Origin of the sequence: Citrobacter sp. Cpo221 (genome assembly GCF_030332345.1) — a bacterium.
GTDB lineage: Bacteria > Pseudomonadota > Gammaproteobacteria > Enterobacterales > Enterobacteriaceae > Citrobacter > Citrobacter portucalensis.
In genome coordinates, this window is the sequence record NZ_JAOWIA010000049.1 from 104,515 (window position 1) to 123,902 (window position 19,388).

A 19,388-nucleotide genomic window follows, 5' to 3' on the forward strand; every position below is an offset into this window, starting at 1 on the left:
AAACATCTCAAGCGCTGCAACTGCAGCGCTTTTTTTTGCTACGCAAGTGCTTCCTCTAATCTCAACCCCTGCTCCATTTTCGGACTGCTTCGTTGTTAATATTAGATTTATTCTATACTGCTCTGGTATCAAGGTAGTCTGAGCTCACCAGATTCGTGGACGTTATTATTTAACATCCGATATTCATGAAATGGAGTTTTACATGAAAGCGTTACAAAAATTATTTTTTCTCGCCGTGGCATCGATTGTGGTTTTTTCCCTGGCGGGATGTGGTGATGAAGAAGAGACAAAAACATTCAATGCCAACCTTAATGGTTCTGATATCACCGTCTCTTACACCTATAAAGGTGATAAAGTCCTGAAGCAAATCTCCGAAAGTAAAATTAGCTATGCGTCAGTCGGTGCCAGCAATAAAGAGGAGGCAGCAAAAGTATTCGACGCATTAAGCGCCAAATATCAAAACATTACTGGCATAGAAGAAAAACTCACCTATTCAGATACCTACGCGCAAGAAAATGTCACTATCGATATGGAAAAAGTTGATATAAAAGCGTTGCAGGCTATTTCAGGGATGAAGCTATCTGAAAACGCCGATAAAAACATCAGCATGAAGCAAATGCAAACGGTAATGGAATCGGCGGGTTTTAAAGAAGTGAAGTAAACCATCGGCGACCCGATGTTAATCGGCGTCGCCCATTTTTTCTTTATGGCTTCGCGTTATGTACCCGTGATGTCAAACCACGCAGAAAATAACGCAGGAACTGATCGCCGCATTCGCGATAGTTCTTATGATCAGGTGCACGCATCATGGCGGTAATTTCCGGCATCGACACACGGAATTTCTGCTCGGTCATAATAGCCAGAATATCGTCGGTTTTCAGCGAAAAAGCGATACGCAGCTTTTTCAGCACCGTATTGTTATTAACACGACGCTCCAGCGCCAGTTCCGGTGCAGAATCATCTTTACCACGCAGATGATAAATCAGGCCGTTTAAAAAACCGGAGAGAATGATATCCGGGCAACGAACAAACCCTGCCTCATCTTCTTTTGTCATCCAGGTATCGAAACCTGCGGAGGTGGATTCCATGTCAGCGAGCGCAAGAATACGCACCATGTCGTTATTGTTCGCTTTTAGGGTGTAGCGCAGGCTACGAAGAATATCGTTACTTAGCATAGAGCCTTCAACTGTCGGTGATGCAATGGCGCGCAGTGTATCAGTTTTACAGTCCAATCGCCTCTTTTAGACTTTTAAGATAACGACGACTCACCGGAACGGTCAGTCCGTTACGCAAAATCAGTTCCGCCTGACCGTTGTCTTCCAGACGGATCTCCTGCAATTGCGCCATATTCACCAGATATTGCCGATGACAACGCAGCAGAGGAGTACGGCTCTCCAGCGTCCTGAGCGTCAACTCAGTGAAGCCTTCTTTACCATCGCTGCTCGTCACATACACACCACTCATGCGACTGCTGATAAACGCCACATCATCCATTTGCAGCAAATAAATCCGACTATGGCCGCTGCACGGAATAAACTTCAGTGCCTGCTGATTTTCTGGCAGCAGTGATACATCCTGCTTGGTGCGCTCCTGACGCAAACGGATCAGCGTTTTTTCCAGCCGTGTTTCTTCAATCGGCTTGAGCAGATAATCAAACGCATGTTCTTCGAAGGCTTTCACCGCATACTCATCAAAGGCGGTCAGAAAAACAATGTATGGACGATGCTCAGGATCAAGCATACCAACCATTTCCAGGCCGCTGATTCGCGGCATCTGAATATCAAGGAACAGAACATCCGGACGTAATTTATGCACCGCGCCAATGGCTTCCACCGCATTCGAACATTCACCGACAATCTCGATGTCGCTTTGCTCTTGCAACAGGATCCGCAGATTCTCCCGGGCTAACGGTTCGTCATCGACAATCAGCACTTTGATCATGCCAGTTCCTCCAGAGGAAGTCGTAAAGTGATTCGGGTAAAGCGGTCAGGTTCACACGCTACGCTGATGCCAAAATCATCGCCAAACCGCTCGCGCAGTCGTTTATCGACCAGATTCATACCCAGTCCACTGGCTTCTGAGGTTGGCTGATACAGCCCAGCATTGTCTTCAATATCCAGCATCAGATATTGCCCTTCGCGACGGGCGGTAATCGATACTTCACCGGTATCCAGTAACTGAGAAGTGCCGTGTTTGATGGCATTCTCCACGATGGGCTGCAGAGTAAAGGCGGGTAATTGCTGATGCGAAAGTTCTTCTGGCACCGTCAAGGTCACCTGAAGACGCGACTGGAATCGTGCCTTTTCAATTTGCAGATAAGCATTAACGTGTTCAATTTCATCGGCCAGCGTCACAATTTCCGACGGGCGTTTTAAATTTTTACGAAAGAACGTCGACAGATACTGCACCAGTTGGCTGGCCTGCTCGCTATCGCGTCGGATCACAGCTTTGATGGTGTTAAGTGCATTAAACAGAAAATGGGGATTGACCTGGGCGTGCAGGAGTTTTATTTCCGACTGCGTGAGCATCGCTTTTTGCCGCTCATACTGCCCGGCCAGAATCTGTGCCGAAAGCAGTTGGGCGATCCCTTCCCCCAGCGTACGGTTGATCGAACTAAAGAGGCGGTTTTTGGCTTCATACAGTTTGATGGTCCCCATTACCCGCTGGTTTTCACCTCGCAGAGGGATCACCAGCGTCGAGCCTAATTTGCATTGCGGGTGCAAAGAGCAACGGTAAGGAACTTCATTCCCATCGGCATACACCACCTCTCCGGTTTCAATCGCGCGTTGGGTATATGACGATGAAATAGGTTTTCCGGGTAGATGGTGATCGTCACCAATACCGGTAAATGCCAGCAGTTTCTCACGATCGGTAATCGCCACCGCACCGATATCCAGCTCTTCATACAGCACCTGAGCAACCTTCATGCTGTTAACCTCGTTGAACCCCTGGCGTAAAATACCTTCCGTTGAGGCGGCAACTTTGAGTGCTGTGGCGGAAAAAGCGGAGGTATATTTTTCAAACATCGCCCGTTTATCGAGCAAAATACGCATAAACAAGGCGGCGCCCACGGTATTGGTTACCATCATAGGTGCGGCAATATTGCTGACCAACCGAAACGCATCGTCAAACGGACGGGCAATTAATAAGATGATCAGCATCTGCACCAGTTCGGCGACAAAGGTAATCGCCCCCGCAGTCAGCGGACTAAAGACTTTATCGGTACGACCACGACGGGTGAGCACGCTGTGCACCAGCCCGCCGAGCAACCCTTCCACAATGGTCGAGATCATGCAGCTAAGCGCTGTCATCCCACCCATAGAATAACGATGCAAACCGCCGGTAAGACCAACTAAGCCACCGACCACCGGGCCGCCAAGCAGCCCGCCCATCACCGCGCCAATAGCGCGAGTGTTAGCAATAGAGTCATCGATATGCAGCCCGAAATAGGTGCCTAAAATGCAGAAAATGGAAAAAGTAACATAGCAAAGCAGTTTATGCGGGAGTCGGATAGTCACCTGCATCAGCGGGATAAACAAACGCGTTTTGCTCATGAGCCACGCGATAACGAGGAACACACACATCTGCTGAAGCAGCAGCAACACCAGATTAAACTCGTACATACCCGCCAACCACACATCACTTAAAAGCGCGTAACATACATGGGCTGCGTGTAACTTTCTTTGAAGTGTTGCAAAAAAAGACGAATTTGTGAGAATGATCACTCGAAAGCGCGAGCATGGTTACAAATTCACCCATTCATAGATCAAAAAACAGACAAAACTACCTGGTTCGCAAAAGAGCGTCTAAAGTAAAACTGGGACCTCGCGAGCAAGAGTGAGACGACGATGGCGCTTTACACAATAGGTGAAGTGGCTTTGCTTTGTGATATCAACCCTGTCACTTTACGCGCGTGGCAGAGGCGTTACGGATTACTTAAACCGCAGCGGACAGACGGCGGGCATCGCCTGTTTAACGATGCGGATATTGACCGGATCCGCGAGATAAAACGCTGGATAAACAACGGTGTCCAGGTAAGTAAGGTTAAAATGTTGCTCAGCAATGAGAGCATTGATGTGCATAACGGTTGGCGTGAACAACAAGAGACGCTGTTGAGCTATTTGCAAAGTAATAATCTGCATAGCCTCAGACTATGGATCAAAGAGCGTGGCCAGGATTATCCCGCACAAACGCTCAACACTCATTTGTTCATTCCGTTACGCCGACGTCTGCAATGCCAACAGCCGATCCTGCAGGCGTTACTGGGGATCCTTGACGGCGTACTGATCAACTACATCGCGATTTGTCTGGCCTCAGCACGTAAGAAACAGGGGAAAGATGCTCTGGTGGTTGGCTGGAACATTCAGGATACGACCCGCTTATGGCTGGAAGGTTGGGTCGCCAGCCAGCAGGGATGGCGCATTGACGTCCTTGCCCATTCGCTGAACCAACTGCGACCGGAGCTGTTTGAAGGTCGCACCTTGCTTGTCTGGTGCGGCGAAAACCAAACACCCGCTCAGCAGCAACAGCTGAATGAATGGCGCGCGTTAGGTCACGATATTTATCCACTCGGTATTTAGAGCCTGGCCCATTAGGGCTATTTTGCTTGCCATCTCGAACCAGGGCAGTGCTCAGACAACACTCAGAGAGTTTTGAACGCCCTTTAGGGCGGCCCGGAGGGTGAGCGTAGCGAATAATCCTCACGTACTACGTGTACGCTCCGGTTCTTCCGCGCTGGCCGTGTTCAAACTGTCTGCGCCAATAACACCTACTGAGATAGGCTCTTAATATTCTATTAACAAACGTGTACAATCCTTGAATTCACATAAGGAGTGCATAATGAGCGCAGCTAAAATCGGTGTCATTACCCTCTTCCTGCTGATGGCCATCGGCGGTATCGGCGGTGTCATGCTGGCAGGTTATACCTTTATTTTACGTGCCGGGTAAGATGTCTCGCTAATTTCTCAAACCCGCGGTCAACAATTACCGCCGCCAGCGCGACCAGCAGCGCCCCCTGAATCACATAGGCGGTATTGAACCCACTCAGCCCGATAATAATCGGCGTACCCAGCGTGTTCGCCCCAACGGTTGAGGCGATGGTTGCGGTGCCGATATTAATAATCACCGACGTGCGAATCCCGGCCAGAATCACCGGGGCCGCCAGCGGCAACTCGACTTTACGCAGCCGCTGCCCCTGACTCATGCCCATTCCGCTGGCAATATCCATCACGCTGGGTGAAATTCCGCCGAGTCCCGCCAGCGTTGCCTGCAAGATCGGTAATACGCCATACAGGATCAACGCGATAATTGCCGGTTCAGGACCAAATCCCATCACCGGTACGGCGATCGCCAGCACAGCAACTGGCGGAAAGGTCTGTCCCACGGCGGCGATGGTTTCCACCATGGGCCTGAATTCCGCGCCCCAGGGCCGGGTTACCGCTATACCGGCCCCGGTGCCAATAAGTACGGCAATCAGGCTTGAAATCCCCACCAGGCCAAAATGGCTCAGTGCCAGCACCGCAAAACTTTCCTGCTGATACACGGGACGCGGTAGCGCCGGAAATAGCGCACTGAACAAGGCCTGACTATGAGGCAACCCAACTAACAGGACCAGAAACAGGACAATAAGCCATAACAACGGATCAGCAAGACGTTTCACGGGTCGGCATCTCGGAAAGCAAATCACGAAAATGAAGCGTCCCGCAGGACACCCCCTGCAGGGTCACGACCGGCAAGACGTCGCAACCGCGCGCTACGAACACCGACAACGCATCACGCAGCGTCATTTCATCTACCAACGGTTCACCGGCGGTGTGTTCACCGCGACGGATAAAATCCCCTACCATGCGAAGCGACAACAGACGTACGCCCAGTTCACTACGGCCAAAGAATGTTTGCACGAATTCGTTCGCCGGTGCAGTCAGCATCGACAGCGGCGTGCCTTGCTGTACTACCTTTCCTGCATCCATCAGAACCAGATGCTCCGCCAGCCTTAGCGCCTCGTCGATATCATGCGTCACCAGCACAATGGTACGCCCGAGCAGACGATGAATACGCGTCATCTCCTGCTGCAGCGCACCGCGGGTGACCGGATCCAGCGCGCCAAAAGGCTCATCCATCAGCAGTACCTGCGGATCTGCCGCCAAGGCTCGCGCCACGCCGACCCGCTGCTGTTGCCCGCCAGACAGCTGATGCGGATAACGATGGCGCAAACTTTCCTCAAGACCCAGCAGCGCCATCAGTTCGTCTGTTCGGTCATCAATACGTGAACGCGACCACTTTTGTAGCTGCGGCACCGTGGCGATGTTCTGCGCGACGGTCCAGTGGGGAAACAAGCCAATAGACTGAATCGCGTATCCCATGCGCCGCCTTAACTCCAGCACCGGCAGGCTGCGGATCTCTTCCCCGGCAAAGCGAATCTGTCCGCTGTCATGTTCAACCAGCCGATTGATCATTTTCAGCGTGGTGGATTTCCCGGAACCTGACGTGCCAATTAACACCGAAAAGCTGCCCTCCCCCAACCGCAGATTAAGGTCGTCAACGGCTGTTTGCTGACCATAGGTTTTACTGACATGGCGAAATTCAATCATTGTTTGTTACCTTCAACAGCGCGAGCCCTAAATCAAACAGCGCATCAATCAATACCGCCAGTACCACAACCGGGATCACGCCCAGCAACACTAAATCGACGGCGCTACTGAGCAATCCCTGAAAGACCAGCGCGCCAAATCCCCCTGCGCCAATCAGCGCGGCAATCACCGCCATTCCCACCGTTTGCACCATCACCACCCGCAAACTGCGCAAGAAGACCGGCAGCGCCAGTGGAAACTGCACCGAGACAAATCGCTGGAAAGTGCTCATCCCCATCGCTCGGGCGCTTTCCAGCACATCGCGTGGAACCTGATGCAATCCAGCTACTACGCCGCGCACCAGCGGTAACAGCGCATACAGCACCAACGCAATAAGCGCAGGCGTCAGGCCGGTTCCGGCGACGCCGAGTGAACCCAGCAAGGGAAAGTGCTTCACCAACCCGGCAAGGGGCGCAATTAACAGGCCAAACAGCGCGACGGAGGGAATGGTTTGGATGATATTCAGTACCGCAAATACCGGTCCCTGACGGGCGACAGAGAAAGCACACCAGATGCCCAGCGGCACGCCAATCACGAGTGCGGGCACCACGGTAGCGAACAAAATTGTCAGATGTTGTGCCAGGGCGTCGTTGAAGACATCCTGACGGTTGGCATATTCTTTTAGCAGGGAAAGATCGTTAAACGTGCCGGAGAACAAAAGCACCAGCGGAAAAATAAACATTTGCGCGTGCAAAAGCCAGCGCCATGACGCCTGTTCGGTGATGCGACGAATGGCGTCACTGGCGGCCAGCAGCATCAGTCCTAGCCCCAACCAGAACCCGCTGCCCAGGCTGGTTCTGGCCAGTGGACTTCCCGTCTTGGCCAGATACGTTGCCGTTGTTCCTGCGGTTACCAGCGCTGCTATAACCAGCAACTGGCTAATAACAAGCGTCAATATATTGCCGGGCTTTCCCGGTACAAAGCACAGAAGAAACAGCAGCAAACAGGCTACTGCCAATCCCCACGCCATGTCGGGCCGGATATCCCAGAGTTGGCGCCCCTCACCAGAGACCAGGCGATTAGGCGCATAGCTAATGAAAGGCAGCGCTGCCGCCGCGAAGGTAAGAAGTACCAGTAACAACAGCACCCGATTAACTGAAATCTTTGACAAAACACCCACCTGCTGCAAACTCCGTTACTTCACCCATCCTTTTTGCTTCAGGTAGTCTGCTGCAACTTTTTTCGCATCCAGCCCCTCCACGGCAATACTGGCATTCAGCTGCTGCAACGTTTTTTCATCCAGGCTGGCAAAAACCGGTTGTAGCCATTCTCCCATTTGCGGGTAGTCTTTCAGCACCGATTCACGCACAACGGGTGCTGGCGCATAAATGGGCTGGACACCTTTTGGATCGCTTAAAGTTTGCAGACCGAGCGCCGCAACCGGGCCATCGGTGCCATAAGCCATCGCCGCATTGACGCCAGAAGTCTGCTGCGCCGCCGCTTTAATCGTCACCGCGGTATCCCCTCCTGCCAGCGACAACAGCTGGTTTTGATTCAGTTTGAAATCATAGGCTTTTTCAAACGCAGGCAGCGCGTCAGCCCGCTCGATAAATTCAGCAGAGGCGGCAAGTTTGAACGTTCCCCCGTCTTTCAGGTAACGGCCTAAATCAGCAAGGGACTCAAGCTTGTTCTTTTGCGCGATATCCTGGCGTACTGCAATGGTCCAGGTATTGTTGGCAGGAGCAGGCGTTAGCCAGACCAGCTTATTTTGCTCTGCGTCCAGCTTTTTCACTTTCTCGAATCCGGCCTGCGCATTTTTCCACGCGGGATCATTTTCATCTTTAAAAAAGAATGCGCCATTACCGGTATATTCCGGATAAATATCCAGCTCACCGGAGGTGATTGCCCCACGCACCACTGGGGTGGTACCCAGCTGTACTTTATTGACGGTTTTCACGCCATGGCTTTCGAGCACCTGCAAAATAATGTTGCCGAGCAGCGCCCCTTCGGTATCGATTTTTGAACCGACCGTGACGGGTGACGCGGCCTGTAAGGGCAGGCTTATCGCGGCTAACAGCGCCAGCGAACCCACCGATACTTTTGAGATTATCATGCTGTACTCCTCATCCTTTTGCGGCCCTTTTCAGAGACTTGAGGAAAAAGCATAGTCGAAAAATCAAGCCTTAACCTGGCTATTGGGTGGTAACGCTGAGAGTTATTAGCGGTAAGGCGATAATAAAATAAAAAAAATCCGGCAAACCCAATATGAATTTGCCGGGTGATACGATTTAGTCGGCCTGATAAGCATTGCGCCATCAGGCCTGCTGCATGAATTTACTCGTCAATTAAAGCAGTTCGAATTCGCCCTGCTTCACTCTGGCGGAATCCACACCGATAAAGACGTTAAACTTGCCAGGCTCTGCATCGTATTTCATCTGCTGATTCCAGAATTTGAGCGCTTCAATATCAATCGGGAAGCTGACGGTCTGGGTTTCACCTGGCTTAAGATTCACTTTTTCAAAACCTTTCAGCTGTTTTACCGGACGACTCATGGAGGCGGTCACATCCTGTAAATACATCTGAATCACCGTTGCACCTTCGCGCTTGCCGGTGTTGGTCACCTGCACGCTGGCCGTCACGGTTCCGTCACGCTTCATCGTCGGAGAAGAGAGCTTCACATCAGAAACCGTAAACGTGGTGTAGCTCAGGCCATAACCAAAGGGATACAACGGACCATTGGCTTCATCAAAGTAGCGCGACGTGTACTTGTTCGGCTTATCGGCGTTATACGGACGACCGGTATTGAGATGGCTGTAATAGACCGGAATCTGTCCAACAGAGCGCGGGAAAGACATCGGCAGCTTGCCTGACGGATTGTAATCACCAAACAGCACATCGGCGATGGCGTTACCGCCTTCCGTCCCGGCAAACCAGGTTTCGAGGATCGCATCGGCTTGTTGATCTTCCTTAACCAGCGCCAGCGGACGACCGTTCATCAACACCAGAACCAGAGGTTTACCCGTGGCTTTCAGCGCAGCAATCAGGTCACGCTGACTTTGCGGAATGGTGATATCGGTGCGGCTGGATGCTTCATGCGCCATGCCCTGCGCTTCACCGACTACCGCGACAACCACATCTGATTGCTTCGCGGCGTTAACGGCTTCATCGATCATCGCCTGCGGCGAACGCGGGTCAACCTTCACCGCTTCTTCATACAGGTTGAGGAAATCAACAATGCCTTTGTCGTTGGTGATATTCGCCCCTTTGGCGTACAGTACTTTGCCCTGATCGCCGACGGCGTTTTTAATCCCCGTCAGTACCGTTACCGACTGATCGGCAACACCAGCGGCGGACCAACTGCCCATCACATCACGCTTGCTGTCGGCCAGCGGACCGACAACCGCCACGGTGGCGGATTTTTTCAGCGGCAACGTTTCCAGACGGTTTTTCAGCAGCACCAGGCTTTCGCGTGCCACTTCACGCGCCTCTTTGCGATGCAAACGGCTTTCTGCGTTGGTGTCCTGTGGGTCAGATTCTTTGGCTCCCAGATGGCTGTACGGATCGTTAAACAGCCCCATATCATATTTCACGTTCAGCACGTGGCGCGCGGCGTCGTCCAGCTCCGCCATCGTCACTTTGCCGGATTTAATCAAGCCCGGCAGATATTTGCTGTAATACTCATCGCTCATACTCATGTTGATGCCGGACTTGATCGCCACACGCACCGCATCTTCAGGATCGGAGGCGGTACCGTGCTTAATCAGTTCCTTAATCGCGCCGTGATCGGAAACGGTAATCCCCTTAAAGCCCCATTCATCTCGCAGCACGTCTTTTAACAGCCAGGCGTCTGAGGTTGCAGGCGTACCGTTTAGCGAATTAAGACCCACCATCACCGCACCGCTACCGGCGTCCAGCCCGGCTTTATACGGTGGCATATAGTCGTTGAACAGACGCTGTGGGCTCATATCGACGGTGTTATATTCCTTGCCACCTTCAACCGCGCCATAGGCGGCGAAGTGCTTGACGCTGGTCATCACCGAATAGCGATCCGCCGGGCTTTTCCCCTGCATCGCTTCCACCATGGTTTTACCCATCGTAGCCGTTAAATACGTGTCTTCACCAAAGCCTTCCGAGGCACGGCCCCAGCGTGGATCGCGAGAGACATCGACCATTGGCGCCCAGGTCATATTCAGACCATCATCAGCGGCTTCATACGCAGAAATACGGCCAACGGTTCTGACCGCATCGAGATTAAAAGAGGATGCCAGGCCGAGACTTATCGGGAACACGGTACGCTGGCCGTGCAATACGTCGTAGGCAAAAAAGAGAGGAATTTTCAGGCGGCTGAGCTCCATCACCTGATCCTGCATTTTGCGGATATCCTGGCGCGTGACGGTGTTAAAAATTGCCCCAACCTGCCCGTCTTTGATCATCTCTCGGATGGCTTCTTTCGGGTTATCAGGCCCGACGCTTATCAAGCGTAGTTGCCCAATTTTCTCATCCACGGTCATCTGTTTAAGTAAATCGGTAACGAATGCATCCCGCGCTTCTGGCGTCAGAGGATGGTTACCAAACAGCGTGTCCGCCAGCGCTGGTTGCAACGCCAGACTCACCGCGACACCTACAGAACATAGCCATTTCATGTTGATTCTCTCTTTATTTTTTCCCGACCAGGCAGCGAAAATATAACAAAAACCGCAGTTTGCCGTAAGACTAAACGGGAGTGATAAAGAAAGCTAAGGTTATTCTCCTAATTTTCAAAACCAGCGCGAATCAGTAGAAGACGAACCAGAGACAATATGAATGAGAAAGCGTATTGTCATACAAAGCGCTATGCTTGTTCCTGATATTGAGTCCCACCACAAGGAGTGGAGAATGTCTTCCATTACAACAGATAATAAAGCTTTTCTGAATGAACTAACCCGTCTGGTAGGTCATTCACACCTGCTCACAGACCCTGCTAAAACCGCCCGCTATCGCAAGGGATTCCGCTCCGGTCAGGGCGATGCACTCGCCGTGGTGTTCCCTGGCTCGCTTTTAGAACTGTGGCGCGTCCTCAACGCTTGCGTCGCCGCAGATAAAATTATCCTGATGCAGGCCGCCAACACTGGCCTGACCGAAGGCTCTACGCCGAGCGGTAATGATTACGATCGCGAGATTGTCATTATCAGCACCCTGCGCCTTGATAAGCTGCACGTCATCGGCAAAGGCGAACAGGTGCTGGCCTATCCCGGCACCACGCTTTATTCACTGGAAAAAGCGCTCAAACCGTTTGGCCGCGAGCCGCATTCGGTGATCGGATCTTCCTGTATCGGCGCTTCAGTGATTGGCGGTATTTGTAACAACTCCGGCGGCTCGCTGGTTCAGCGCGGTCCGGCATACACGGAGATGTCGCTGTTTGCGCGTATTGACGAGCAGGGTAAATTACAGCTGGTTAACCATCTGGGTATCGAACTGGGCCAGACCCCGGAACAGATCCTTAGCAAACTTGATGACGACCGTATCAAAGATGACGATGTGCGCCACGATGGACGTCATGCACACGATCACGACTACGTTACCCGCGTCAGAGATATTGAGGCGGACACGCCCGCTCGCTATAACGCCGACCCGGACCGGTTGTTTGAATCATCCGGTTGTGCAGGCAAGCTCGCGGTTTTTGCTGTGCGTCTGGACACCTTCGAAGCCGAAAAAAACCAGCAGGTCTTTTACATCGGTACCAACCAGCCAGAGGTGCTGACGGAGATCCGCCGTCATATTTTGGCAAAATTTGAGCATCTGCCGGTCGCCGGTGAATATATGCACCGCGATATTTATGACATCGCTGAGCAATACGGCAAAGATACGTTTCTGATGATCGACAAGCTCGGCACCGACAAAATGCCGTTCTTCTTCACCCTGAAAGGCCGCACCGATGCGATGCTGGAAAAAGTGAAAATTTTCCGTCCGCACTTTACCGACCGGGCAATGCAGAAATTTGGTCATTTGTTCCCCAGCCACTTACCCGCGCGCATGAAAAGCTGGCGCGATAAGTACGAACATCACCTGCTGTTAAAAATGGCCGGTGGCGGCGTGGCTGAAGCGCAAAACTGGCTAAGCGAGTTTTTCAAAACCGCTGAAGGCGACTTCTTTGCCTGTACGCCGGAAGAAGGCAGCAAGGCGTTTTTGCATCGCTTTGCGGCGGCTGGCGCGGCGATTCGTTATCAGGCAGTACATGCCGATGAAGTGGAAGATATTCTGGCGCTGGATATCGCACTGCGTCGGAACGATACCGAATGGTACGAGCATCTGCCTGCAGAGATCGACAGCCAACTGGTGCACAAACTCTATTACGGCCACTTTATGTGCTACGTCTTCCATCAGGATTACATCGTGAAAAAAGGCGTGGATGCGCATGCGCTGAAAGAGCAGATGCTGGAGCTTCTGCACGAGCGCGGAGCACAGTATCCGGCAGAGCATAACGTCGGACATCTGTATAAAGCACCGGAAACATTAACCCGTTTTTACCGCGAGAATGACCCCACCAACAGTATGAATCCGGGGATTGGTAAAACGAGTAAGCAAAAGTTCTGGAAAGAGTCGTAAACCAGAAAAAGATAAGCGCCACCGGGCATGTTGCCGGGGGCGCTTCGCTTGCCCGGCCTACCGCTACATTAGCTATGTGCATGCCGGATGAGGTGTCTTATTTAATCGTTCTGTGCAGTTTGCTCGCTCGTCGCTGAACCCGCCGCTGCCATCTGCGCCGCTTTTTGCTTTTTATAGCTCAGCGCCGCCGCCGGAACCGGCATTACCTTGCCCGTTTCGATCCAGGTACGTAAACGACTGGCATCGGCAAAGTGGGTATATTTACCGAACGCATCCATCACCACCAGCGCCACCGGTTTGTTATTGATCACCGTGCGCATCACCAGACAGTGTCCTGCCGCATTGGTAAACCCGGTTTTGGTTAACTGAATATTCCAGTTATCGCGGTATACCAGATGGTTGGTGTTACGGAATGGCAGCGTATAAGCCGGGTTGGCAAAGGTCGCCATATCTTCACGCGTGGTGCTTAACTGGCCAATCAGCGGATACTGCTTGCTGGCGATCAGCAGCTTGGTTAAATCACGGGCGGTCGATACGTTATGAATCGATAAACCGGTTGGTTCCACAAATCGAGTCTGAGTCATGCCGAGCGCTTTCGCTTTGGCATTCATGGCCTTAATAAACGCGTTATAACCGCCAGGGTAATGATGCGCCAGGCTCGCCGCCGCACGGTTTTCTGATGACATCAGCGCCAGCAACAGCATGTCTTTACGGCTAATTTCACTGTTCAGTCGCACACGAGAGTAGATGCCTTTCATTTCCGGCGTCTGACTGATATCAACTTTCAGTTTCTCATCCAACGGCAGTCGTGCATCAAGCACCACCATCGCGGTCATTAATTTGGTAATCGACGCAATCGGACGCACAAGGTCCGGGTGGTTCGAATAGATAACTTTGTTGGTATTCAGATCAACAATCATCGCGCTACCGGACGCTATCTCAGGTTGAGAAGCCGCTGCGGTAGTTGCCGTTTTAGCCACGGCTTGGGGTGCAAAAGGAACGGCCAGCACCAGGGCAAGGCTTAATAATGAAACTCGGAATTTCAGCATGATGAGATTTCTGATAATGGTTCACGCACGTCACAACGCACACCGCCAGAGACTAAGTATTATCTCAAGCTAGCTCAGGCATCATAGCGATCCAGCAGGTTTGCCGCCACAGGAGAATCGTCTCGAAATGCTGCGTTGCTGACTTTTACGTCAACAACGCAGCGCAGACAGGTTTATCCGTCAGAATAACCGATAGCCGTAACCCCACAGGATTACCGTAATCGCCAGCAGAACTTCCAGTACCAGCACACCGATCGCCAGCGTCGAACTGGAAAAGCTCAGGCCTTCCTCTTTAGAGATATTCAGGAACGTCGGTATGCCGAGATAAAGTAAATAGCCGGTGTAAAATAGCGCGATCGTTCCTACTAATGCACACAGCCAGACCAGCGGATAAAGTGCGACCAATCCGCTTAAAAACAGCGGCGTCGCGACATATCCTGCAAAGACCATACAGTGGGCCAACGACGGACGCTGCGGGTAATTACGTGCCATCCACCAGATAACCCGGCCCATGACAGCGACGCCTGCCAGCATGACCCCGTAAAACAGAATTGCCATCGCAAATCCGGTCAACAGAGATAACTTCAGGATATTGCCATCACCAAAATTCCAGCCGATTTGCGTGGTACCGATAAATGCGCAAACAACCGGGATTGCCGCCATCAGCAGTACATGGTGGGTATAGTGATGCGAAACACTTTCGTTTTCGCTGTTGATCACGTGCATTTCACGATCGGGATGGGAAAACAGCCCCCAGACATGGTTCATACCGCCCCCTTCTTGTCAGCTCCGGACCTCAACACTTCAAGTATAATTCAGCTTTTGATTATTTTATGTACACATGAAAAATACCGAAGCGCCGGGTAAAAAGTGTGTAAGCCGTAGGCTTGATAAGCGAAGCGCCGAAGCGCCATCAGGCATTAGGGAACTGAACGACGTTAAGCGCTACTATGCGTCTTTTCCGGCATCAAGTATTCATTGGGTGTATGCTATGACCAGTGGAGGTCATACAACGTATGGATATAACGCATTATGTTGCGCAATACGGCTATGCTGCGTTAATCATCGGCAGCCTGGCAGAAGGTGAAACCATTACCCTGTTAGGCGGCGTCGTGGCGCATCAGGGAGTCCTGAAATTCCCGCTGGTGGTGCTCTCGGTCGCGCTGGGTGGGATGATTGGCGATCAGTTGCTCTATTTACTCGGACGTCGTTTTGGCGGCAAAATTCTGCGTCGTTTCTCGCGCCATCAGGCGAAAATTCATTATGCGCAGAAAATGATCCAACGACGTCCTTACCTGTTTGTTGTCGGTACTCGCTTTATGTACGGCTTTCGCGTTATTGGTCCCTTACTGATTGGCGCCAGTCACCTGCCGCCGAAGATCTTTTTACCGCTGAATATTCTTGGCGCGTTTGTCTGGGCATTGCTATTTACCACCCTCGGCTACGTCGGTGGTGAAGTGATCGCGCCGTGGCTGCACAGCCTTGACCAGCATATCAAGCATGGCATCTGGCTGGTGCTGGTTATCGGGATAGTCGCGGGCGTCCGCTGGTGGATGAAACGCCGAAGCACGCGTAAAGCGCAATGAAGATGGCCCGACAGCGGAACACCGGCGGGCCGAACAATCAGGATGCGTGATAACCGCCACCCAGCGCGCTGGTCAACTGGATTGAGGCATCCAGCCACTGCCCTTGTAAAAGCAGACCGTTGCACTGCTCACGTAATGCCGGGATCTTTGCCTCGCTGACCCTGGAGCCCGCAATAATACCCGCATTAAAGCGCGCCTGTGCCAGCCCCACTACGCGCTGAGCGTCATGTTCAATCTGCTGCTGATGCTGATTTTTCTGCGCCAATGTTTCTACCTGCGATGCCGCACGTGCCACGTCATTCACCGCATCCACCACAGCTTTGTTGTAATTCGCCACCGTCAGATTACTTTGCGCTTTCGTTATATCGAGATTCGCATTCAGCCTGCCACTGTCAAAGATAGGCAGCGTCAGCCCGGCGGTTACGCCCATTTGCTGCGCGGAATGGCGGAACAGGTCACTCAGATGTAACGCATCCTGTTGTAAAAATGCCATCAGATTCACATCGGGATAAAACGCCGCTTGCGCCGCATCAATGCTACTCAGCGATGACTCAATGTACCAGTGAGCCGCCTGCAAATCTGGTCGACGGGCAAGCAGCGAATAACCTAGCTGGGACGGGAGCTGACTTTCAACCACGGGCAGTTTGGTCGAATGGAGCTTCAGGGCAACGGACTGCGAGTTGCTCAACGCGCTTAGGCGCGCCTCAATCACCTTCATTTTACCGCTGACATCATTCAGCTGCTGCTCTGTTTTGCTGGAATCGATATCGGTTTCGACGCCTTCCACCGAAGAAGTGAGGCCGTTTTGATACAGTTGACGATCGACGGTTATCACATTTTGCTGCTCGCTTTCGATTTGCGTCAGCACGGTTTTCAGCGCCGCCTGCGTCTGCCATTCCCAGTAAAGGCGGGAGACACCGCTCGCCAGCAGCTGTCGGGTTTGCTCGCGCTCAGCCTCACGCGCCTTAACGGCTCCTATACGCGCAGTCACTTCGGCTCGATTCTTACCCCACAGATCCAAATTCCAGCCTGCAGTTAAACCAAAGGTACCGTTGGTGTACCACGGCCCTGTTGTTCCAGCGGCGGGATCGGTAAGGGCAAACGGTCCCATCAGTCCTTCGGCTGACATTTTCTGACGCTCAACGTCTGCGGAGAAGTCGATCTCCGGGCCATCCTGCGCTTCCACGGCCTTGGCCTGCGCCTCCGCCAGTTGAATGCGCTGTTCCGCGACCTGCATATCAGGAGAATTTCGCAACGTGCTGTCAATCAACGCATTAAGCTGGGGGTCGTGATATGCCTTCCACCACTGGCTGTCCGGCCAGCCATTTTTTAACGCGGCAGGCAATGTGGTATCGACATTTGCGGCAGGCGTCTGCTGTGACAGAGACTGGCGGTCATCATGCATCGGCGCGCAGCCAGACATCAGAACAAAAAGCGGCAACAATGCCGTCGTGACAAACACAGAATTACGATTCATGGAGATATACAGGTAAGAAAAGATGTGCAGAGATTACGACTTGTCGCTGTTGCTTTTTTAGTTACGCGTGGCAATACATCTTTGGCAATAAAAATATATAATCAGAAAAATATACACCTCGCGAATAATATAGATTAAATAATTTTAATAATTAATGGATGGAGATGTTATGTCACAGAATATCTATGACGATCCTGAGTTCTTTGCCGGATATGCCACGCTGGATCGTTCAGTAAAGGGACTCGACGGCGCGCCAGAATGGCCGACAATACAAGCGATGCTCCCCTCTCTTCAAGGCAAAAACATTCTTGATTTGGGCTGTGGATATGGTTGGTTTTGCCGCTACGCGCGCGATAATCAGGCAGCCAGCGTAATGGGACTGGATATTTCACAAAAAATGTTAACCCAGGCACACAGTATGACGCAGGGTAATGGCATCGTTTATCAGCGTGAAGATCTCGAAACGCTTACCCTGTCCCCAAATTCCTTTGATTTGGTTTATAGCTCGCTCGCCCTGCACTATTTGCGCGATATAGAACGATTATTCGTAACCATTTACCAGTCATTAACACCGGGAGGCATGTTGGTTTTCTCTGCCGAGCATCCAATTTATACCGCACCGCTTAACCAGGGCTGGATAAAAGATAAAACCGGGCAACTGTCCTGGCCGGTTAATCATTATCAGCAGGAAGGTGAGCGCATCAGTAACTGGTTTGCTGAAGGCGTCAAAAAACAGCACCGTAAGCTGGCGACCTGGATTAATGCGCTGATTGCCGCCGGATTCGAGATCGTTTGTCTCGATGAATGGGGACCTTCCGGGCAACAGATTGCTGAAAACCCGGCTTTAGATGAAGAAAAAGAGCGGCCGATGGTGTTTCTGCTCAGCGCACGTAAACCAGCATAACAACGCCCCCAGGCAGAATGATTGATACTTTCCTATACTCAATCTGAACTTACCAAAAAAAGGAAAGTTAATGAAAATTCTGCTGTGGGTAATTCTGATTATTTTTCTGATTGGGCTATTGGTGGTAACAGGCGTGTTTAAGATGATTTTCTGATGTCGTCATTTCGCCCAAGCCTGATAGCAGAAATCTCAGGCTATTATTCTCTCTGATGCCGGATGGCGGCGTAAACGCCTTATCCGGCCTACTGGATCTGTGATCAGGCAGTAATCTCGATAGCCTGAATCGCTCGTGCGATATCCGGCGAATTATTTAACGCACGAATTTCCTGAAACAGTTCTGTTGCCTCTGAATATTCTTTGCGCAAATACCCTAACCACTGCTTAATCCGCGCTACATGATACAGCCCGGTGTCCCCCTGCTTTTCAAGGCGGGTATATTTTTGCAACAGCGTCACGACTTCAGGCCACGGCATACGCGGCTCGTTGTATTTCACCACGCGGCTCAGGTTCGGAATATTTAATGCGCCACGTCCGATCATCACCGCATCGCATCCGCTGATGGCCATACAATCCTGGGCGCTCTGCCAGTCCCAGATTTCGCCATTCGCAATAACCGGAATGGTCAGCCGCTGGCGGATCTCGCCAATCGCCTGCCAGTTAATATGTTCGGCCTTGTAGCCCTGCTCTTTGGTTCGGCCATGCACCGCCAGTTCGCTGGCACCGGCCTGCTGGACGGCATCGGCAATTTCAAACTGCCGGTCGCTGTTGTCCCAGCCCAGACGAACTTTCACCGTCACCGGAAGATGAGCCGGGACCGCCTCACGCATAGCTTTTGCGCCCCGGTAGATAAGCTCAGGATCTTTCAATAACGTTGCGCCACCGCCGCTACCGTTCACCAGCTTCGACGGACAGCCGCAGTTCAGATCGACACCGTACGAGCCCAGTTCTACCGCGCGTGCGGCATTCTCCGCCAGCCACTGCGGATACTGTCCTAACAGCTGAATGCGAACCAACGTGCCGGATGGCGTCCGGCTGTTATTATGCAGTTCCGGGCAGAGTCGATGAAATACTTTTGCCGGCAGGAGCTGATCCACCACGCGCACAAACTCGGTGATGCACAGATCGTAATCATTCACTTCAGTCAGCAGCTCGCGCACCAGTGAGTCGAGCACGCCTTCCATCGGCGCCAGTAAAACACGCATATCGTCACCCGCAAAA

19 protein-coding genes are annotated in these 19,388 nt (G+C 52.0%); 7 read left to right on the forward strand and 12 right to left on the reverse strand.

The genetic code is table 11. From position 1 onward, the window contains the following. Window positions 1-202 precede the first annotated feature (202 nt). Complete coding sequence (locus tag OGY72_RS10435; RefSeq protein ID WP_126317696.1) at window positions 203-661, forward strand: YehR family lipoprotein; 459 nt, start codon at window positions 203-205, stop codon at window positions 659-661. A 43-nt stretch (window positions 662-704) separates the two neighbouring features. Here the strand turns inward: OGY72_RS10435 and OGY72_RS10440 are convergent, their stop codons facing one another. Genes OGY72_RS10440 through OGY72_RS10450 form a run of 3 tightly spaced genes read right to left on the reverse strand, consistent with a single transcriptional unit; the run spans window position 705 to window position 3,623 of the window. Beyond that, window positions 705-1,175, reverse strand: a complete 471-nt coding sequence (locus tag OGY72_RS10440; RefSeq protein WP_003834454.1) for a YehS family protein — start codon at window positions 1,173-1,175, stop codon at window positions 705-707. A gap of 46 nt (window positions 1,176-1,221) precedes the next feature. After that, entirely contained in the window at window positions 1,222-1,941 is a 720-nt protein-coding gene (btsR, locus tag OGY72_RS10445; protein WP_003834456.1) for a two-component system response regulator BtsR, read from the reverse strand. Further along, window positions 1,938-3,623 carry a sensor histidine kinase gene (locus tag OGY72_RS10450; RefSeq protein ID WP_003834458.1) on the reverse strand — a complete coding sequence of 562 codons (1,686 nt, stop codon included), beginning with the start codon at window positions 3,621-3,623 and terminating at the stop codon, window positions 1,938-1,940. The genes btsR and OGY72_RS10450 overlap by 4 nt, the downstream gene beginning before the upstream one ends. Window positions 3,624-3,848: 225 nt before the next feature. Between OGY72_RS10450 and mlrA the strand changes: the two genes are divergently transcribed. Further along, complete coding sequence (gene mlrA / locus OGY72_RS10455; RefSeq protein WP_003027351.1) at window positions 3,849-4,580, forward strand: HTH-type transcriptional regulator MlrA; 732 nt, start codon at window positions 3,849-3,851, stop codon at window positions 4,578-4,580. A gap of 259 nt (window positions 4,581-4,839) precedes the next feature. Continuing rightward, entirely contained in the window at window positions 4,840-4,947 is a 108-nt protein-coding gene (locus OGY72_RS10460) for a protein YohO (protein WP_003027354.1), read from the forward strand. Here OGY72_RS10460 and OGY72_RS10465 read toward each other — a convergent pair. From OGY72_RS10465 to bglX, 5 genes are all read right to left on the reverse strand, one after another. Further along, window positions 4,928-5,659 carry an ABC transporter permease gene (locus tag OGY72_RS10465; protein ID WP_003834464.1) on the reverse strand — a complete coding sequence of 244 codons (732 nt, stop codon included), beginning with the start codon at window positions 5,657-5,659 and terminating at the stop codon, window positions 4,928-4,930. The two genes, OGY72_RS10460 and OGY72_RS10465, sit on opposite strands and share 20 nt — an antisense overlap. After that, window positions 5,643-6,590, reverse strand: coding sequence for an ABC transporter ATP-binding protein (locus OGY72_RS10470; protein WP_149281512.1), 948 nt, complete (start codon window positions 6,588-6,590; stop codon window positions 5,643-5,645). Before OGY72_RS10470 ends, OGY72_RS10465 begins: the two co-directional genes overlap by 17 nt. Next, complete coding sequence (locus OGY72_RS10475; protein WP_274605767.1) at window positions 6,583-7,749, reverse strand: ABC transporter permease; 1,167 nt, start codon at window positions 7,747-7,749, stop codon at window positions 6,583-6,585. The genes OGY72_RS10470 and OGY72_RS10475 overlap by 8 nt, the downstream gene beginning before the upstream one ends. 15 nt (window positions 7,750-7,764) lie before the next feature. Next, window positions 7,765-8,682: a glycine betaine ABC transporter substrate-binding protein OsmF gene (osmF, locus tag OGY72_RS10480; RefSeq protein ID WP_063940510.1), complete on the reverse strand. Its 918-nt coding sequence runs from the start codon at window positions 8,680-8,682 to the stop codon at window positions 7,765-7,767. Between the two features lie 232 nt (window positions 8,683-8,914). Then, window positions 8,915-11,212 (reverse strand): beta-glucosidase BglX, encoded by a 2,298-nt coding sequence (gene bglX, locus OGY72_RS10485; protein WP_003834471.1) that lies wholly within the window; start codon window positions 11,210-11,212, stop codon window positions 8,915-8,917. Between the two features lie 232 nt (window positions 11,213-11,444). Here bglX and dld point away from each other — a divergent pair, with 232 nt between their 5' ends. After that, the gene (gene dld, locus OGY72_RS10490; protein WP_003834473.1) at window positions 11,445-13,154 is read left to right on the forward strand and encodes a D-lactate dehydrogenase; all 1,710 of its coding nucleotides are present in this window, start codon (window positions 11,445-11,447) and stop codon (window positions 13,152-13,154) included. Window positions 13,155-13,255: 101 nt separating this feature from the next. Here dld and pbpG read toward each other — a convergent pair whose 3' ends face one another. Together pbpG and OGY72_RS10500 are read right to left on the reverse strand one after the other, a co-directional pair. After that, the gene (pbpG, locus tag OGY72_RS10495; protein ID WP_048234922.1) at window positions 13,256-14,203 is read right to left on the reverse strand and encodes a D-alanyl-D-alanine endopeptidase; all 948 of its coding nucleotides are present in this window, start codon (window positions 14,201-14,203) and stop codon (window positions 13,256-13,258) included. A gap of 180 nt (window positions 14,204-14,383) precedes the next feature. Next, the gene (locus OGY72_RS10500) at window positions 14,384-14,971 is read right to left on the reverse strand and encodes a Yip1 family protein (protein ID WP_003834475.1); all 588 of its coding nucleotides are present in this window, start codon (window positions 14,969-14,971) and stop codon (window positions 14,384-14,386) included. Between the two features lie 248 nt (window positions 14,972-15,219). Here OGY72_RS10500 and OGY72_RS10505 point away from each other — a divergent pair, with 248 nt between their 5' ends. Beyond that, a complete protein-coding gene (locus OGY72_RS10505; RefSeq protein WP_003834476.1) occupies window positions 15,220-15,789 on the forward strand; it encodes a DedA family protein in 570 nt (189 codons plus the stop codon). A 37-nt stretch (window positions 15,790-15,826) separates the two neighbouring features. On the opposite strand, the gene mdtQ is transcribed toward OGY72_RS10505, so the two are convergent. Beyond that, window positions 15,827-17,266 (reverse strand): multidrug resistance outer membrane protein MdtQ, encoded by a 1,440-nt coding sequence (gene mdtQ / locus OGY72_RS10510; protein ID WP_286547746.1) that lies wholly within the window; start codon window positions 17,264-17,266, stop codon window positions 15,827-15,829. A 169-nt stretch (window positions 17,267-17,435) separates the two neighbouring features. Here mdtQ and OGY72_RS10515 point away from each other — a divergent pair, with 169 nt between their 5' ends. Further along, window positions 17,436-18,170, forward strand: coding sequence for a class I SAM-dependent methyltransferase (locus OGY72_RS10515; RefSeq protein ID WP_286547747.1), 735 nt, complete (start codon window positions 17,436-17,438; stop codon window positions 18,168-18,170). 70 nt (window positions 18,171-18,240) lie between these two features. Then, on the forward strand, window positions 18,241-18,324 hold the full coding sequence (gene yohP / locus OGY72_RS24925; RefSeq protein WP_015572324.1) for a small membrane protein YohP: 84 nt from the start codon (window positions 18,241-18,243) through the stop codon (window positions 18,322-18,324). 103 nt (window positions 18,325-18,427) lie between these two features. Here the strand turns inward: yohP and dusC are convergent, their stop codons facing one another. Next, window positions 18,428-19,372 carry a tRNA dihydrouridine(16) synthase DusC gene (gene dusC, locus OGY72_RS10520; protein WP_003834483.1) on the reverse strand — a complete coding sequence of 315 codons (945 nt, stop codon included), beginning with the start codon at window positions 19,370-19,372 and terminating at the stop codon, window positions 18,428-18,430. Window positions 19,373-19,388: the final 16 nt, after the last annotated feature.

Bases quoted from the DNA above. Each gene is read 5' to 3' on its own strand.
- mdtQ (WP_286547746.1), bottom strand. From the start codon at position 17,266: ATGAATCGTAATTCTGTGTTTGTCACGACGGCATTGTTGCCGCTTTTT.
- OGY72_RS10450 (WP_003834458.1), bottom strand. From the start codon at position 3,623: ATGTACGAGTTTAATCTGGTGTTGCTGCTGCTTCAGCAGATGTGTGTG.
- osmF (WP_063940510.1), bottom strand. From the start codon at position 8,682: ATGATAATCTCAAAAGTATCGGTGGGTTCGCTGGCGCTGTTAGCCGCG.
- OGY72_RS10515 (WP_286547747.1), top strand. From the start codon at position 17,436: ATGTCACAGAATATCTATGACGATCCTGAGTTCTTTGCCGGATATGCC.
- OGY72_RS10460 (WP_003027354.1), top strand. From the start codon at position 4,840: ATGAGCGCAGCTAAAATCGGTGTCATTACCCTCTTCCTGCTGATGGCC.
- OGY72_RS10470 (WP_149281512.1), bottom strand. From the start codon at position 6,590: ATGATTGAATTTCGCCATGTCAGTAAAACCTATGGTCAGCAAACAGCC.
- dld (WP_003834473.1), top strand. From the start codon at position 11,445: ATGTCTTCCATTACAACAGATAATAAAGCTTTTCTGAATGAACTAACC.
- dusC (WP_003834483.1), bottom strand. From the start codon at position 19,372: ATGCGTGTTTTACTGGCGCCGATGGAAGGCGTGCTCGACTCACTGGTG.
- OGY72_RS10440 (WP_003834454.1), bottom strand. From the start codon at position 1,175: ATGCTAAGTAACGATATTCTTCGTAGCCTGCGCTACACCCTAAAAGCG.
- OGY72_RS10435 (WP_126317696.1), top strand. From the start codon at position 203: ATGAAAGCGTTACAAAAATTATTTTTTCTCGCCGTGGCATCGATTGTG.
- OGY72_RS10500 (WP_003834475.1), bottom strand. From the start codon at position 14,971: ATGAACCATGTCTGGGGGCTGTTTTCCCATCCCGATCGTGAAATGCAC.
- yohP (WP_015572324.1), top strand. From the start codon at position 18,241: ATGAAAATTCTGCTGTGGGTAATTCTGATTATTTTTCTGATTGGGCTA.
- pbpG (WP_048234922.1), bottom strand. From the start codon at position 14,203: ATGCTGAAATTCCGAGTTTCATTATTAAGCCTTGCCCTGGTGCTGGCC.
- OGY72_RS10505 (WP_003834476.1), top strand. From the start codon at position 15,220: ATGGATATAACGCATTATGTTGCGCAATACGGCTATGCTGCGTTAATC.
- bglX (WP_003834471.1), bottom strand. From the start codon at position 11,212: ATGAAATGGCTATGTTCTGTAGGTGTCGCGGTGAGTCTGGCGTTGCAA.
- btsR (WP_003834456.1), bottom strand. From the start codon at position 1,941: ATGATCAAAGTGCTGATTGTCGATGACGAACCGTTAGCCCGGGAGAAT.
- mlrA (WP_003027351.1), top strand. From the start codon at position 3,849: ATGGCGCTTTACACAATAGGTGAAGTGGCTTTGCTTTGTGATATCAAC.